The organism is Anaeromyxobacter terrae (genome assembly GCF_022690685.1).
GTDB classification, from domain to species: Bacteria; Myxococcota; Myxococcia; order Myxococcales; family Anaeromyxobacteraceae; genus Anaeromyxobacter; species Anaeromyxobacter terrae.
The window spans coordinates 67,560-83,158 of the sequence record NZ_JALCYY010000022.1; the positions used below are offsets into that span (position 1 = coordinate 67,560).

The window sequence follows — 15,599 nt, forward strand, 5'->3', positions numbered from 1 at the left end:
GGCGAGCGCCGCCCCGGCGCGGGCGGGCCGGCGGCGAGCGCGGGGCTCGCGGGTTCGGCGACGGGGCACTGCCTTCACCCTGCGTCATGGCGCGCGGGTGCCCCGGCGGCCGCTTGCCGGGCCGGGCGGCGCGGGGTACAGAGATCCGGTCCTCATCGCCCGCGGGAGCTCTCGATGCGCGCTCGACTGGTCACCCTCCTCGCGGCGCTCGCGGTCTCCGCCGCGATCGCCGCCTGCGCCGCCCCCGCCCCGGGCCGTCCGGGCGCGGCGCCGGCCCCCGGCACGCCCGCCGCGTCGTCGTCCGCGCCGGCCACCGCCGACGATCCGAAGGCGGTCCTGCCCGGCGTCGACCTCGAGGGCCTCTCGCCCGAGCAGCAGCGCGCGGTGGCCGAGTTCGCTCTCGACGAGTTCTGCTACTGCGGCTGCCCGCACACCGTCTCGAGCTGCCTGCACGAGCACAAGAGCTGCGCCCACGCGCCCCGGATGGCGGGCCAGGCCGTCCGGCTCGCGCGCGGCGGCGCGACCAAGGCGGACATCCTCCGCCAGGTGACCGCGTACTACGCGGCGTTCGACCGGCGCGCGCAGCTCACCGTCGCGGACTTCGGCCCGCCGCTCGGCGACGCGGCCGCGCCCATCACCCTCGTCGAGTTCTCCGACTTCACCTGCCCGTATTGCCGCGCGTTCCGCCCGCAGCTAGAGGCGTTCGTCGAGAAGCACGCCGGACGCGTGAAGCTCTACTACAAGCCGTTCCCCATCGAGAGCCACCCGAACTCCGGCGAGGCGGCCCAGGCGGGCGAGTGGGCCCGCGGGAAGGGCTTCTTCTGGCAGATGCACGACCGGCTCTTCGAGGGGCAGCACGCGCTCGGGGTCGACGATCTCGCCGCTCACGCCGCCGCGCTCGGGGGCGACGCGGACGACCTCCGGGCCGCGCTCGCCGACGGCCGCTTCCGCGCGCGGATCGAGGCGTCGCAGGCCGAGGCCCGCAACGCCGGCCTGAAGGGCACCCCTACCCTCTTCATGAACGGGCGGCTCCTCACGGATCTCTCGGAGGATGGGCTCGAGCAGGCCCTCCGCGACGAGGAGGAGTGGTTGCAGCACCGCGGCTGGGCGCACGACTAGCGGAGCCCCGATGCCCCTCGTCTTCGACCTCGACGCGCACGGCCGGCTCGTCGCGCACTCCGACGACACCCGCCGCGCCCTGGCCGACCGCGCCGGCCGGTTCCTGCTCCTCCCCGCCGCGCCGGATCTCCTGGTCGCCCGCCGCACGCCCGCCGCGGGCGGCGCGGCCGTGCAGCCGCGCTGCGTCCTCGCGGGCGACCTGTCCGGCTTCCCCATCGGCGACTTCGTCGCCTTCATCCACCAGTCGCGCCTCTCGGGCGTCCTCACCGTCGCCTCGAGCGGCGCGGAGCGCTCGGTCGCGTTCAAGGACGGCGAGGTGCGCGGGGCGCAGTCCACCGCGCCGGGCGAGCGGATCGGCGAGGTGGCGGTCCGGCTCGGGTACGCGAGCGAGGCCCAGATCGCGAAGGCGGGCGCCGGCGGCCGCCCGCTCGGGAAGGCCCTCGTCGAGCTCGGGTTCGTGTCGGCGAGCGACCTGTGGAAGTGCTTCCACGAGCAGGTCACCGAGGTCTTCCACGCCATCCTGCTCACCCCGTCCGGCACGTTCCACCTCGTCGACGAGGACGACCCGGAGCGCCCGGGCGCGGCGCTGTCCGTGAACACGCAGTCGCTCCTCATGGACGGGATCCGGCGCATCGACGAGATGAGCCTCTTCCGGGCGCGCATCCCGGGGCCCCTGGCGTTCCTCCGGCGCCGCGAGCCGCGCCGGCCGATCACGCTGAAGACGCTCGAGCAGACGCTCCTCGGGCTCGTGGACGGGCGGCGCACGGTGGGGGAGATCGCGACCGCGGCGCACGCGAGCGAGTTTGACGCGACGAAGATCCTCTACCACCTCGCCGAGGCCGGATACGTCGAGGCGGTCGCCGAGCCGGCGGCGACGGTCGCTCCGGCGGCGCGCCTGGAGGCGCTCGCGCAGGGGATGAACGAGCTCCTCCGCGCGACGGTGGCGGCGGTGCCCGCCGCGGGCCGCGCCGCGTTCCTCGAGTCGGTGCGGGGGTACCTCGCCGACACCGCGGGGCCGTTCGCGCCGCTCTGGGCGCGGCTCGAGCCCTCGGCGGACGGCACGCTCGACGGGGCGGCGCTGTTCGGCAACCTGGGGGCGCTCCCCGCCGGCGTCGTCGCCGGGCTCGCGCCGGGCGGCGAGCGCACGACGCTCCTCCTCCACGCCCTCCGCGAGCTGCTCTTCTTCTACCTGTACCTCGCGGGCGAGCGGATCGACCGCGCGACCGACGACGCGCTCGGCGAGACCGTGAAGCGCAAGCTCTGGCAGCTCGAGGAGCTCGCGTGACCGAGACGCCGCTCGTCACCGCTGAGCTGCCCGGCTCCGGCGGCGCGCTCCGCCGCGCGCCCGAGGACTTTCGCGTGGACGAGGTCCCCGCGTACCTTCCGTCCGGCGCCGGGCCGCACCTCTACGTCCGGATCGAGAAGCGCGGCCGCACCACGCGCGACGCGCTCCGCACGCTGGCGCGCGCGCTCGGCGTCCCGGAGCGGGACGCCGGCTACGCGGGGCTCAAGGACAAGGACGCGATCACGACGCAGTGGCTCTCGTTCCCCGTGCCTCGCGATCCGGATCCCCGTACGCTCGAGTCGGACGGGCTGCGCGTGCTCGAGGTGTCCCGCCACGCGAACAAGCTCAGGACCGGGCACGTCCGCGCGAACCGCTTCCAGCTCGCCGTCCGCGGCGGCGACCTCGACCGCGCTCGAGGAGCGGCGACCGCGCTCGCGGCGCGCGGGCTCCCGAACTTCTTCGGCCCGCAGCGGTTCGGGACGGAGGGGCGGAACGCGGCGGTGGGCCGCGCGATCCTCCTCGGCGACGGCTCGCCCGAGGCGCGCCGCGCCGCGCGCGACCGCTTCCTGCGCCGGCTCTCGATCTCGGCGTACCAGGCGCTGCTCTTCAACCGCTGGCTCGCGGAGCGCATGGCGGACGGGCTCTTCGCCACCGCCATAGCGGGCGACGTCCTGAAGAAGCTCGACACCGGCGGCCTCTTCACCTGCGCCGACCCCGCCGTGGATGGCCCGCGCGTCGAGCGCTTCGAGGTGTCGCCCGCCGGGCCGATGTTCGGCCACAAGCTGCGGGCCGCCGAGGGCGAGGCGCTCCGCCGCGAGGAGCGGCTCCTCGCCGCGGAGGGCATCGCGCTCGCGGACTTCGCGCGCGGCGGGGGCGAGGCGGAGGGGACACGCCGGGCGGCGCGACTCCGCGTCGAGGTCGCGCTCGCGCCGCTCGACGACGGCTACCTCGCGACCTTCGAGCTGCCGAAGGGCTCGTATGCGACGGTGGTCATGCGCGAGCTCATGAAGGCCTCCGCGGAGCTGCCGGAGGCGGACGAGGACTGACGCCGCGCGAGCCCGCGCGAGCGCCGCCGCCCGCGCAGGCCCTCCGGCGTCCGCTACTCCACCGCGACGATCCGGAACTCCGTCCGCCGGTTGCGGGCGCGGCCGGTCACGGTCTTGTTCGAGGCGATCGGCTTTGTCGGACCGTAGCCGACGGCCTCGAGGCGCTCGGGCGAGATGCCCTTCGAGATGAGGTAGTCGAGCACCGCCTCGGAGCGGCGCTGGCTGAGCTTCATGTTCGCGGCCTCGGTCCCGACCGCGTCGGTGTGTCCCTCGATCGAGATGCGCATGTTCGAGAAGTCGCGGAGCACCTGGACGACCTGGTTCAGCAGCGGGAACGAGTCGGGCAGCACGCGGAACTTCGCGGTCGCGAAGTGCACCTGCTGCTTGATGTCGATCTTCTCGCGCTTCACCTCGACGAGCGTGTACTTCTTCGGGCAGCCGTCGGGCGGCGGCCCGAACTGCGACGGGCACTTGTCGAGCCGGTCCGCGATCGTGTCGCCGTCGGTGTCGACGTCGGGGCAGCCGCCGTTCTCCTTCGTGCCGGCCTGCTGCGGGCACTTGTCCTCGGCGTCGGCCAGGCCGTCCGAGTCGGAGTCGGGGCAGCCGGCGAGCACCTTCAGCCCCGCGACGTCGGGGCAGGCGTCGGCCAGATCCGAGACGCCGTCGCCGTCCCGGTCCTTCACCGGGCAGCCGCGCGTCTCCATCGGGCCGGCCTCGAGCGGGCACGCGTCCGCCTTGTCGACGATGCCGTCACCGTCGTTGTCGGGGTCCGGGCAGCCGTCCTCGTCCTGGAAGCCGTCGCGGTCCTCCGGGTCGAGCGGGCAGCGATCGATGTCGTCGGGCAGGCCGTCGGAGTCCGAGTCCTTCGCCACCGGGGGGCAGCCGCCCGTCTCCGCCGGACCGGGGATCTCCGGGCAGCGGTCGTCGACGTCGGGCACTCCGTCCTTGTCGGTGTCGGTCTTCTCGATCCGGACGACCGGCTTCTCCTCGCGCTTCGCGATGGTGACCTGCGTCGGGCCGCAGCCGCGCGACAGCTCGAGCGCGCGCTTGACGCTCGCCTCGGAGGCGTCGAGGTGCTCGCGGGCGCGGGCGCCGTGGCCGGTCGCGGTCTCCTTCTCGGCGAACTCCACGTTCGCCTCGGCGAGCGCGAGATCCCGCGGAGCGCAGCGCATCGCGCCCGAGGCGCGTGCCTTCGCGATGTCGGCGCGGGCGACCTCCGCGTCCGCGCGCAGCTTGCCGCCCGCCGCGCACCCGGTCGCGAGCCCCAGGAGGAGCGCCAGCGTCGCCCGGCGGCTCACAGCGAGGCCTCCGGCTTGTCCGTCGCCGAAGCCGCCTTCGCGCGCGCCTCGCGCGCGAGGTCGCGCGCCCGCTCCGCGTAGTTCGCCGACGCCTCGTACTCGGCGCGCCCGGCCGCCTCGCGCGCCTTGTGGAGGTAGGCCTCGGCGCCCGAGTACTCGTACGTCGCGGTCTTCGCGGCACCCGCAGCGCGGGCGGCCTCGAAGGCGACGTCGGCATCGATGAGGGAGGCGGTCGACTGCACCGGACCGCAGGCGCAGAGGCCTGCGAACGCCAGGACGGCGGGGAGGAGCCGCACGGGTGGAACCCCTTTCGCGAAGGCCGAGCGACGCTACCCGCGGGGGGCAGGCGAGTCAAGGAAGGGTCCCCCGGACCGATGCCCCCCAGACACACAGGCGAGCCCCGCCGGAAGGCGAGGCCCTAGCTTGCGGGGGGGAAGGAGAGAACCATGGGAATTCTGGCTTGGATCGTGTTCGGGTTCATCATCGGCCTGCTCGCGCGCGCCGTCGTCCCGGGCAAGCAGGGGATGGGGCTCGTGATGACGACGCTGCTCGGCATCGCCGGCTCGCTCATCGGCGGCATCGTCGCGTCGGCGCTCTCGGGGGGCAACACCACCGGGTTCCAGCCGAGCGGCTTCATCGGAAGCCTCATCGGCGCCGTCGTTCTGCTGCTCATCGCCGGGTTCGCGACGCGGCCGCGCCGGCGCGTGGCGTAGCGGCGCTCGTGCGCGGCGCGTCCCCGCGGCGAGGGGGGCGCGCCGCGGAAGGTTTCACTTCGGGTCGGGTGAGCTGCAGTCGAGACCGACGGGGAGCATGCAGTACCAGGGGGTCCCGGTCAGCGACACCGAGCCCCCGAAGGCTTTGAAGTCCGTCGATGGCGCGGGGAAGATCTGGCCCGAGCTCCACGCGATCCTGCTCGCGTCGGCGAGCGCGTCGATCACGACGAGTCCGCGGTACGAGACGGTCGATTCCGAGGAGCTCGGATCGTAGCATCCGAATACCGTGGTGTCGGTGCTGGTCGTCCCGCAGGCCGTGGCGCCGAGCGGCCAGGGGCGGCCGCTCGAGAGCATCACGAGCACCTGATCGCCGCGGTTCGCGTACACCCGGTTCCGTCGGAAGCGGAACGTGGCCTCCGTGACCTCGGGCGGGGGACCGATGAGGACGATCCCGCCGCACTTCCGGGAGGTGTTCGTCGAGTTCTGGTACGTCGGCGGCCCCCACACAGTAGGTGATGCGCCGAGTCCATTGCCGAAGATTGTCGAGTCAACGATGAACAGGCGCGTCGTGTTCGTCGCCGCGATCCCCGTGTCGCCGTTGCGCAGCACCTTCACCGCGTTGAGCTCGAGGGCGACGCCGTTGGTGGACGACCCGGCCTCGATGCCCATCCCAGCGTTGTCCTCGATGGTCACGCGGTCGAGCTTCAGGACACCCTGCTTCAGGTGAGCGCCCTGGCCGCTCTGCCGGAGCGCCCCGCGCAGGAAGGCGCTCACGACAGCAGGGTCGCTCGGGTCGACGCGGAGCGCGTCCGATTCCATCCCCGCGATCACCACGTCGGCGGCGGTCACACCGCAGGTGTCCTTCACGCTCAACCCATGGCCGAGCTTCTTCTGGCCGTCGGCCGCCGACCTCCCCTGCATCGCGACCGACTCCAGGACCGCGGACGCGCTCGATCCGTCGCAGGCGAGCTCGAGCGCGTCGCCCGTCGAATCGCCCACGACGTTCTCGATCGCGAAGGCGGCGAGCGTCGCGCCCGCGTGGAGCCGCACCGCGGCGGTGGCCGTCGCGTCGTCGAGCTGGATCGCGTAGCTCGCTCCCGAGCTGGAGGCGTCCGAGGTGAGGATCACGCCGGAAGGGACGTCGAGCGGGAGCGTCTCGCCGGTGGAGCTGCCGAACGCGACCGTCTGCCCCGACGTCCCGCCCTGGGCAATCACTGTGCCTCCGGACTGCGCAGCGACGACGATGGCCTCCGTGAGCGAGCGGAAGCGGCACCGAGGCGGCTGCGACGCGCCGGTCGGCGTGGGGCCGCCCGCCGGGACGGAGCCGGGCGCGGCGACCGCATAGGTCGTCCCGTCGCTCGCGGGACACTCGCAGCTCGGGGCACCGCTCTTCTCGCACACGAGCCCGCTCTCGCAAGGGATCACCGTCTTCCACTCGCCGCACACCGGGTCCGCGGTGGCGCTGCACTCCTGGATCTTGGCGCTCGTGCTCGTGCCCGTGCTGTCCGTGTCCTTGCAGCGGCGGTCCTCCGGCGTGCAGAGCGCGCAGGTCGGCGCGGCCGCGCGCGCGCTGCACCTCCCGTCGAGGCCGCAGCCCTGGCCCGCGGGGCAGTCCTCGCTGGCGAGGCCCAGCCCGCGGCACGGTGCGCCCTCGACGTCGACCTGGCAGGCCGCGAGCGCGACGAGGACGATCGGCAGGAGGCGGCGCATCAGAACTTCTTCTCCACGAAGAACAGGGTGGCGCTCGCGGCGGCGGCGGTGCCGGCGACGACGAACATCGCGTTCGCGCGGTGCGCGCGCGAGGTCGCGTCGGCTGCGTGGCCGCTCGAGACGGTCCCGCTCGGCTGGCTCATGCCGTCGATGGCGGACTCCGCCTGGCGCGCGGACCAGCCGAAGTAGCCGCCCGTCGCGGCGGCGGCGACCGCCGTGCCCACCGCGATCCAGGTGTAGATCCGGCGCTTCTCCCGCCTCGGCGCCGCCTCGGCGGCGGTCCCGGAGACGAGAGGCGAGGACCGCGGCGCGGCAGCGGCGTCCTTCGGCCGCGCCGCCAGATCCGGCGCGGGCGTCGCGGTGAGCGCCTGCGCCGCTCCGGCAGGCGGCGCCTCGGTCGCGGCGGACGGCTGCGCGGGCCGGAGCTGCAGCTCGAGCACCTGCGCCGCCCGGGAGCTCATGGCGATCTCCTGCTCGACCCGCTCGTGCCCGGCGAGCGCGAGCGCCACGTCGTAGCTGCCCGGCGGCAGCACGATGTGGAAGGGGGTCACGCCGCGGAGGCGGCCGTCGATGCGGACGTCGGCGCCGGGGGGATCGGAGTAGACGAGGAGCGGCTGCGCGCCCGTCGCGGCGAGCCGCTCCTCGAGCTTCTTCACCGCCGCGCGCACGACGGCGCGATCGTTCGCCTCGGGCGCCTCGCGCAGGTAGTCGTGGTAGCTGCGGATCGCCGCCGGCCACTCGCCGAGCTTCTCGTGGCACTGCGCGACGTTGTAGTGGATCGCGCCGGCGGGCTTCAGCCGGTACGCCTCCTCGAACTCGGCGATCGCCTCCCGGTACTGGCGGGCGCGGTACAGCTCGGCGCCCTTGCGGAAGCGCGCCTTCGCATCGGCGACCTCGTCCGCGCGCGAGGACAGCGGCGGGGCGAGCACCGCGAGGAGGAGCAGGATGGGGAGGAGGCGGCGGGTCATTGGAAGGGGTCCGGCTTCAGGTCCTTGCCCTCGCCGGCGTAGGGGTCCTTCACGCCGTCGGGCACCGGGCGCGCGCGCGCTCGGATGCGGGCGGGGGCCGGTGCGGGGTCGGCGCCGCTCCCGGGCGGGAGCTCGGCCGGGCGGAAGGCGAGTGATGCGGGGACGCGATCGCGGTCGGGGGCGGAGTCAGAGAGCGTCGCGGTCGGGGTCGCGGCCGGGGTCGCGGTCGCGGCCGGGGTCGCGGTCGGGGTCGCGGTCGGGGTCGCGGTCGGGGTCGGGGTCGGGGTCGCGGTCGGGGTCGGGGTCGCGGCCGGGGTCGCGGTCGCGGTCGGGGTCGCGGTCGGGGCGGAGGTCGCGTACTCGAGCCTTCGCCTCCCCTCCCCCCGCAGCCACCACCCTCCCGCCAGCGCGGCGCCCAGCACCGCGACGGCGCCCACCGTCGCGAGCGTCCTCTTGCGGCGGGGACGCGGCGAGGGTGAGCCGACCTCCGCCTCGGTGAGCGCGAGGGTCTCGCCGTGCGAGCGGCTCGCGCGCGGAGACCGGCGCTGCGCCCGGACCGGCTCGGGCCGATCGAGCGCGTCGGAGCGCGCCGTGTCGAGGGCGTGCCGGATGCCGCTCGCCCTCGCGATCGCCCCGCGCAGCCGGGCGATCTCCGCGGCGAACGCGGCCATCGACGCGTGCCGATCGTCCGGCCGCTTCGCGAGCGCGCGCAGGATGAGCGCGTCGACCTCCGGCGGCACGGCCGAGTTCCGCCGGCTCGGCGGATCCGGCGGCTGCGTCTGCGCCGCGACGAGCGTCGCGATCTCGGTGGGCGCCTCGATGGGGAGCGCCCCGGTGATCATCTCGAACGCGAGCACGCCCACCGCGTAGACGTCGGCGCGGTGATCCACCACCCCGCCCGTCGCCTGCTCCGGCGCCATGTACTCGGGCGTGCCGATGATCGCGCCGGCGCGCGTCAGCCGCTCGCACCCGGGCGCCGCCGGCACGTGCGAGATGCCGAAGTCGAGCACCTTCACCTGCTCGTCGCCGCCCGTGCGGCGCACCACGAACACGTTCTCCGGCTTCACGTCGCGGTGGACCACCCCCCGCGCGTGCGCCGCGCCGAGCGCGCGGCAGATCTGCTCGAGGAGCGCGAGCGCGCGCGCGACGGAGAGCGGCCCGTCCTCGCGGAGGATCGCGCCGAGGCTGCGGCCGTCGAGCGCCTCCATCACGTAGTAGAGCGCGCCCTCGTCCTCGCCGCCGAAGTCGACCACGTCGACGACGTTCTCCTGGCCGATGCGGCTCGCGGCGATGGCCTCGTTGCGGAAGCGCTCGACGAGCTCGGGGTCGCCGGCGAGATCGGCGCGCAGCACCTTCAGCGCGAAGCGGCGCTGAAGCACCGCGTGCTCGCACAGATAGACCGTCCCCATGCCCCCCTCGCCGAGGCGGGATAGCACGCGATATCGTTTTCCGAGGACGCGCCCGAGCATCCGTTCCGGCGCCGCTCCGGACGGGTCGCGCTCCCGGGGTCCGTCTAGTGGGCGCGAGGCGGCCATGACGCGTTCACGGCTAGGGTATCATGGAAGCGACGGGCCGGAAGTTCGGCGCCCTGGGGAGCGGCCTTGTCCGAGATCGTCGTGATGAACGGGGTGTGCGCGGGGACGGTCTTCCTGCTCCCCGACATCCCGACCGTCCTCGGCCGCTCGCCCGAGTCGCACCTCCAGATCGGCGACCCCTGGATCTCGAGCATGCACGCCATGTTCGAGCGCCGCGGCGACGAGGTCTGGGTGATCGACCTCGAGAGCCGCAACGGCACCTTCGTCGGCGAGGAGCGCGTCGGCGAGGCGCGGCTCGAGGACGGGGCGATGGTTCGCTTCGGGCGCACCGAGATCCGCTTCACCGCCCGCTCGAGCTGGACCCCGCCGCCGCGCACGCCGCGCGAGGAGCGCATCCGCCCCGACGCGCAGCGCGACACCATCCGCTCCGACGGGACGACCTCGGCGCGAGCGCCTGGGGCGCACGCGCCCGTGGCCCGCGAGCCGGAGGCGGACCCCTACGCGCTCGCGCTCCGGCCGGTCGTCGTGCTCCGGATGTCGCTCCACGCCGTGCGCCTCGCCTCCTCGCCGGACGCCGCGGCGCGGGTCCGGGCGGCCGTCGACGCCGCGGCGCGAGCGGCCCTGGACGAGGGGGCGATGGTCGGGCGGCTCGCGTCCGTCGGCGTGCTCGCGCTCTTCGGCGTGACCGGACCGGGCCCGGACGACGCCGCTCGCGCCGTTCACGCGGCGCGTACCGCGCGCGGCGCGGTCCGACGGCTCGGCGGCGTCGACCTCCGCGCCGCCGTGGACGCGGGACCGCTGCTCGCCGGCAACGCCATGGGGCCGACCGGCGCGGACGTCACCGCGCTCGGCGCCGCGGCGGACCGCTGCGAGCGGCTCGCAGCGCTCGCCCTCCCCGGCGAGATCCTGCTCGGCCCGGGCGCCGCAGGGGCCGCCGGTGAAGGCGTGACGCAGCGCGAGCTCGACGGTGCCCCCGTCGAGGTCCTCCAGGACGGATAGCCGGGCGCCCGGCCGGCGCTTCCTCGCCTCCCGCCGCCGTCCCCCGGAATCACGGGCAGCATCGCCGCGCGCGCCCCCGCGCCTGCGGCGCGATCACGCTTAGCCTGCCGTTCTTGCACCCTGTGCCGTTTCGGCAGTAGAACCTCCCTGCCATGGCAGAGCTCGCTCGTTTCGGCGCCGGGAGCGCCTGTCTCGTCGTCGCGCCCCAGGGGGCGCCGGGCCTCGTCGAGGCGCTCGCGCGAGCGGGCTTCACGGCGGTCGCGGCCACGGGCGAGCGCGACGCGCTCGACGCGCTCGAGCAGACGCCGTTCGCGGCGGTGTACGTGTCGCAGTCCCTGGGTCCCCCGGCCGTCGCGCGCGTCGTCACGGCCGGCGGGCAGCGCCTCGGCGAGGCGCCGATCATCGTGCTCGGGAGCTCCGGGACGGTCCAGGAGGCGGTCGACGCCATGCAGCTCGGGGCCACCGACTACGTCGCCCCGCCGTGCGACCCGGACGCCGTGCTCCGACGCCTCGCCCGCGCGCTCGAGCGCTCCGCGCCGGTCCGGCGCGCGCCCTTCCCCGCGGGCCTCCTCGGCGTCGTGGGCACCTCCGAGGCGATGCGGAGGCTCCACGACTCGATCGACAAGATCTCCCGCTACAAGAGCAACGTCCTCCTCCTCGGCGAGAGCGGCACGGGCAAGGAGATCATCGCGCGGGCGCTGCACGAGCGCGGCCCGCGCCGCCAGCACCTCTTCGTGCCCGTGAACTGCGCGACGCTCGGGCGCGACATCCTCGAGAACGAGCTCTTCGGCCACGAGCGGGGCGCGTTCACGGGCGCCAACGAGCGCAAGAAGGGGCTCTTCGAGCTCGCCGACGGCGGCACCTTCTTCCTCGACGAGATCGCCGAGATGGATCTCTCGACGCAGGCGAAGCTGCTCCGCGTCCTCGAGCGGAGCGAGTTCAGGCGCGTCGGCGGCACCGCCAAGGTGAAGGTGGACCTGTCCATCATCGCCGCGACGAACCGCGACCTCGAGGAGGCGATCGCCGCCGGCCGGTTCCGCGAGGACCTCTACTACCGGCTCAAGGTCGTCACGCTCGTCGTCCCGCCGCTGCGGGACCGGCGCGAGGACATCCCCGCGCTCGTGGACGCGTTCATCGCCGACTTCAACCGCCGGACGGGCGGCCGCATCGCCGGCGTCGAGCCCGCCGCGCTCGAGTGGCTCGTCGGGTGCGACTGGCCGGGCAACGTCCGCGAGCTTCGGAACGCGGTGGAGGGCGCGTGCGTGCTCGCGCCGGGCGAGGTGGTGAAGCTCGCGGACCTCGAGGAGCGCGTCGAGCGCCGCGGCCGCCGCCCCGCGCCCCGGGCTCCCGCGCGCGCTCCGGCCGAGCCTTCCGCAGCCCTTCCCGCCGCGTCGCCCGGCGGCGCGCCGGTCGCGCTCGCCGGCAGCATCGAGATCCCGATCGGCTGCTCGCTCGCCGAGGCCGAGCGCCGCATCGTCCTCGCGAACCTCCGCCACTACCGGACGCGGGCCCGCGCGGCCAGGGCGCTCGGCGTGGGGCTGCGCACGCTGTACACGAAGCTCGCCGCGTGGTCGCGCGACGGCGAGGATGCCGAAACGGCATGATCCGGCCAGGCCCGATCCGGCCGTCTCCTCGAAGCTGAGCGGAAGCCCGCGGAAATCGGGGCTGGCGCGCTTCCTGCTCTCCTCCGGGGCGTGACGTCGAGACCGCCGCCCTCCGTGCTCGTGCTGGCCCGCCCCGGGCCCGAGAGCGACGATCTGTTCGCCGACCTCTCGCAGCGAGAGGACGTCTGCCTGCTGCGCGTCGCGACCGCGGCGGCGGCGAACGTGGCCATCGGCGAGATCGCGGTCGCGCTCGTCATCTCCTGCCCACAGATCCCACCCTCGGCGATCGACTCGGTCCTCGCCCAGCTCGACGAGCTCCGGCCCGGGACGCCGGTGCTCGCCATCCGCACGCGCCAGGCGCAGGAGCCGGCCGCGTGGGCCGAGAGGGGCGTGGCGGTGCTGCGCCTGCCGCTGCTCGCCGGCGTCCTCTCGCGGGCGGTGGACGTCGTCCTCGGCATGACGGGCAAGCTCTAGGAAGGAACGGCAACAGACGATGCAGCTCACGACGCGCGACGCATCCCGCCTCCTCGGCGTCCCGGACTCGACGCTCCACCGCTGGCTCAAGAGCGGCGAGCTCCCTTCCACCCGGGTGAACGATCAGTACCGGCTCAACCGGATCGACCTCCTGGAGTTCGCCGCCGCGCGGAACCTGCCCATCTCCGCCGAGCTGCTCGCGGAGCTCGAGACGGAGGCGCCGGAGCTGCCGAGCCTCGCCGACGCGCTCCGGGCCGGCGGGGTCCACCGCGGCCTCTCCGGCACTGACAAGCCGGCCATCCTGCGCGCGGTCGTCGAGCGGCTGCCGCTCCCGCGCCCTGCCGATCGCGAGCTCCTCCACCGCGTCCTCCTCGCCCGCGAGGCGCTCGGCTCGACCGGGCTCGGCAACGGGATCGCCATCCCCCACGCCCGCAACCCCATCGTCCTCCGGATCGCGCGCCCGGAGGTGGCGGTCTGCTACCTCGATACGCCCGTCGAGTTCGGGGCCATCGACGGGAAGCCCGTGCACACGCTCGTCACGCTCGTGAGCCCGTCCACCCGGGTGCACCTGCACCTGCTCGCGGTCGTCGCCGCCGCGCTCCACGACCCCGCCGTCCTCGCGAGGCTCGAGGCGCGCGCCGGCGCCGAGGAGCTCATCCCCGAGATCGCCCGCGTCGAGGCGGCCATCGCCGCCCGGCGCGCCGGGAGCGCCCGGTGAGCCTCTACCTCGCAGCGCTCGTCCTCCTCGGCGCCGGCGGCCTCGCCGCGCTCGCCGCGTCCGCCCGCCCGTCCGCCGCGCTCGCGATCGGCAGCGCGAGCGCCGCCGTCGGCTCCGCGCTGGGGCTCATCGCCGCGTTCCCCGCCCTCCGCGCCCCCCCCGCCGCGTGGGAGCTCGCCTGGGCGGTGCCGAACGGCGCGCTCGCGCTCGGGCTCGACCCGCTCTCCGCCGTGTTCGCCGTCGCGGTGTTCGCGCTCGGGCTCGCCGCCGCCGTGTTCGGGGCGGGCTACATGCGGGCCCACCTCGCCCGCCGCTCGCTCGGCGCGTTCCTCTTCTTCTTCAACGTCCTGCTCGCCTCGATGGCGCTGCTCGTCGCCGCGCGCCAGGCGCTCCTCTTCATCGTCGCCTGGGAGACGATGACCGTCTCCTCGGCCCTCCTCGTCGGGCTCGAGCACGAGGATGGGGCGGTGCGGATGGCGACGCGGACGTACCTCGTGGCCTCCCACCTCGGGACCGCGTTCATCTTCGCGGTGTTCCTCACGCTCGGTCACGCGGCCGGGTCGCTCCGCTTCGAGGCGTTCGGCGCGCTCGGCGCGGGCGCCGGCTCCGCGCTCCCGGCGACGCTCCTCTTCGCCTTCGCCCTCGTGGGCTTCGGCACGAAGGCCGGCCTCGTCCCGCTCCACGTGTGGCTGCCCGAGGCCCATCCGGCGGCCCCGAGCCACGTGTCGGCGCTCATGTCCGGCGTCCTCGTCAAGATGGGCATCTACGGGATCCTGCGGGTGCTCTCGTTCCTGCCGCCCGCGCCGCTGGGCCACGGCCTCGCCCTCGCCGGCGTCGGGCTCCTCGGCGCGGTCGCGGCGCTGCTCCTCGCGCTCGGACAGCGCGACCTGAAGCGCATCCTCGCCTACTCCACGGTCGAGAACGTCGGGCTCGTCGCGTTCGGCCTCGGGATCGGCCTCGTCGGCGCGGCGGCCCGGGCCCCCGCGGTGGCCGCGCTGGGCGTCGCGGGCGCGCTCCTCCACCTCTGGAACCACGCCCTCATGAAGGGGCTCGCCTTCATGGGCGCCGGCGCCGTGGTGCACGGCACGGGCACCCGCGACGTGGAGCGCATGGGCGGGCTCCTCCGGCGCCTCCCGGTGAGCGCGGGGCTCCTCGTGTTCGCGGCCGCCGCGCTCGCGGCGCTCCCGCCGCTCAACGGCTTCGTCTCCGAGTGGCTGCTCTACCTCGGGCTCCTCCAGGGCGGGCGGGGCGCGAGCGCCGGGGTCGCCCTGCTCGCCTACCTGTCGCTCGCCGTCCTCGCGCTCGTCGGCGCGCTGGCCGCCGTCGTGTTCACGCGGCTCGTCGGCGCGGCGCTCCTCGGCAGCCCGCGCAGCCCCGAGGCGGCGTCCGCCCACGAGGGCGGCCCGCTGCTCCTCGCGCCGCTCGCCGCCCTCGCCGCGGCGAACGCGGCCGTCGCGCTCTTCCCCGGGCAGGCGATCGCGCTCCTCACCCCGGCGGCCGCGCTCGTGCTGCGCGTCCCCGAGGCGCAGCTCGCGGCGACGCTCGCCCCCGCCGTCTCGGCCCTCACCGTGCCGCTCCGTGTCGGGCTCGCGGTCCTCGTCGTCGCCGGCGTCGCCCTCGCCCTCGCCTCGCGGCGGATGCTCTCCCGCCGCGACGTGCGCGCAGCCGCGACGTGGGGCTGCGGCTTCTCGGCCGAGAGCCCGCGCGTGCAGTACACCGCCGCGTCGCTCTCCGAGCTCGCGCTCGCGGCGATGGCGCCGCGCGCCCTCCAGCCCGTCGCGACCCCGCAGCGGCCCGAGGGGATCTTCCCCCGCCGCGTCCGCTTCGCGCTCGAGGCCGACGACCCCGCCCGCGCCCGCGTGTTCGAGCCTGCGTTCCGCGCGGTGGGCGAGTGGTTCGGCCGGCTGCGACGCTTCCAGCAGTCGCGGCTCAACCTGCAGCTCCTCTACACCGTCCTCACCGTCCTCGCCCTCTCGGCGCTCCTCCTGTTCCACCAGCGGGGCTCATGACGATCGTCCCCGTCCTCGGCGCCATCGCCCTCCCCGCCGCGAGCGGGCTCGCCGCGGCCGCGCTGCGCAGGCGGCCCGCCGCGGGCCAGGCCGTCGCGTGCGCGGCGCTGTGCGCCGGGGC

General features: G+C 75.3%; 14 protein-coding genes. 9 read left to right on the plus strand and 5 right to left on the minus strand.

Annotated features, from left to right (window positions below; all coding sequences use genetic code 11):
* Positions 1-174 precede the first annotated feature (174 nt).
* From MNY62_RS11985 to truD, 3 genes are read left to right on the plus strand one after another with little or no spacing between them, the layout of a single operon-like run.
* Positions 175-1,119, plus strand: coding sequence for a DsbA family protein (locus tag MNY62_RS11985; RefSeq protein WP_242344407.1), 945 nt, complete (start codon positions 175-177; stop codon positions 1,117-1,119).
* A 10-nt stretch (positions 1,120-1,129) separates the two neighbouring features.
* Entirely contained in the window at positions 1,130-2,404 is a 1,275-nt protein-coding gene (locus tag MNY62_RS11990) for a DUF4388 domain-containing protein (protein WP_242344408.1), read from the plus strand.
* Entirely contained in the window at positions 2,401-3,450 is a 1,050-nt protein-coding gene (gene truD / locus MNY62_RS11995) for a tRNA pseudouridine(13) synthase TruD (protein ID WP_242344409.1), read from the plus strand. The genes MNY62_RS11990 and truD overlap by 4 nt, the downstream gene beginning before the upstream one ends.
* A gap of 53 nt (positions 3,451-3,503) precedes the next feature.
* On the opposite strand, the gene MNY62_RS12000 is transcribed toward truD, so the two are convergent.
* Positions 3,504-4,748, minus strand: a complete 1,245-nt coding sequence (locus MNY62_RS12000) for an OmpA family protein (protein WP_242344410.1) — start codon at positions 4,746-4,748, stop codon at positions 3,504-3,506.
* The gene (locus tag MNY62_RS12005) at positions 4,745-5,044 is read right to left on the minus strand and encodes a DUF4398 domain-containing protein (RefSeq protein WP_242344411.1); all 300 of its coding nucleotides are present in this window, start codon (positions 5,042-5,044) and stop codon (positions 4,745-4,747) included. Before MNY62_RS12005 ends, MNY62_RS12000 begins: the two co-directional genes overlap by 4 nt.
* A 150-nt stretch (positions 5,045-5,194) precedes the next feature.
* On the opposite strand from MNY62_RS12005, the gene MNY62_RS12010 reads away from it, so the two are divergent.
* Positions 5,195-5,461, plus strand: coding sequence for a GlsB/YeaQ/YmgE family stress response membrane protein (locus tag MNY62_RS12010; protein ID WP_242344412.1), 267 nt, complete (start codon positions 5,195-5,197; stop codon positions 5,459-5,461).
* A gap of 54 nt (positions 5,462-5,515) precedes the next feature.
* Here MNY62_RS12010 and MNY62_RS12015 read toward each other — a convergent pair whose 3' ends face one another.
* The 3 genes from MNY62_RS12015 to MNY62_RS12025 are packed head-to-tail and all read right to left on the minus strand — an operon-like array spanning position 5,516 to position 9,575.
* Positions 5,516-7,171, minus strand: coding sequence for a right-handed parallel beta-helix repeat-containing protein (locus MNY62_RS12015; RefSeq protein ID WP_242344413.1), 1,656 nt, complete (start codon positions 7,169-7,171; stop codon positions 5,516-5,518).
* Complete coding sequence (locus MNY62_RS12020; protein ID WP_242344415.1) at positions 7,171-8,139, minus strand: PEGA domain-containing protein; 969 nt, start codon at positions 8,137-8,139, stop codon at positions 7,171-7,173. Before MNY62_RS12020 ends, MNY62_RS12015 begins: the two co-directional genes overlap by 1 nt.
* Positions 8,136-9,575, minus strand: coding sequence for a serine/threonine-protein kinase (locus MNY62_RS12025; protein ID WP_242344416.1), 1,440 nt, complete (start codon positions 9,573-9,575; stop codon positions 8,136-8,138). Before MNY62_RS12025 ends, MNY62_RS12020 begins: the two co-directional genes overlap by 4 nt.
* Positions 9,576-9,740: 165 nt before the next feature.
* Here MNY62_RS12025 and MNY62_RS12030 point away from each other — a divergent pair, with 165 nt between their 5' ends.
* The 5 genes from MNY62_RS12030 to MNY62_RS12050 all read left to right on the plus strand — a co-directional run bounded on the left by MNY62_RS12030 (position 9,741) and on the right by MNY62_RS12050 (position 15,478).
* Positions 9,741-10,673 (plus strand): FHA domain-containing protein, encoded by a 933-nt coding sequence (locus MNY62_RS12030; RefSeq protein ID WP_242344417.1) that lies wholly within the window; start codon positions 9,741-9,743, stop codon positions 10,671-10,673.
* A gap of 152 nt (positions 10,674-10,825) precedes the next feature.
* Entirely contained in the window at positions 10,826-12,277 is a 1,452-nt protein-coding gene (locus MNY62_RS12035; protein ID WP_242344419.1) for a sigma-54-dependent transcriptional regulator, read from the plus strand.
* A gap of 90 nt (positions 12,278-12,367) precedes the next feature.
* Entirely contained in the window at positions 12,368-12,751 is a 384-nt protein-coding gene (locus MNY62_RS12040; RefSeq protein WP_242344420.1) for a hypothetical protein, read from the plus strand.
* Between the two features lie 19 nt (positions 12,752-12,770).
* Positions 12,771-13,469 carry a PTS sugar transporter subunit IIA gene (locus tag MNY62_RS12045; RefSeq protein WP_242344421.1) on the plus strand — a complete coding sequence of 233 codons (699 nt, stop codon included), beginning with the start codon at positions 12,771-12,773 and terminating at the stop codon, positions 13,467-13,469.
* Positions 13,466-15,478 (plus strand): proton-conducting transporter transmembrane domain-containing protein, encoded by a 2,013-nt coding sequence (locus MNY62_RS12050; protein ID WP_242344422.1) that lies wholly within the window; start codon positions 13,466-13,468, stop codon positions 15,476-15,478. The genes MNY62_RS12045 and MNY62_RS12050 overlap by 4 nt, the downstream gene beginning before the upstream one ends.
* The last annotated feature ends 121 nt before the right edge of the window (positions 15,479-15,599 follow it).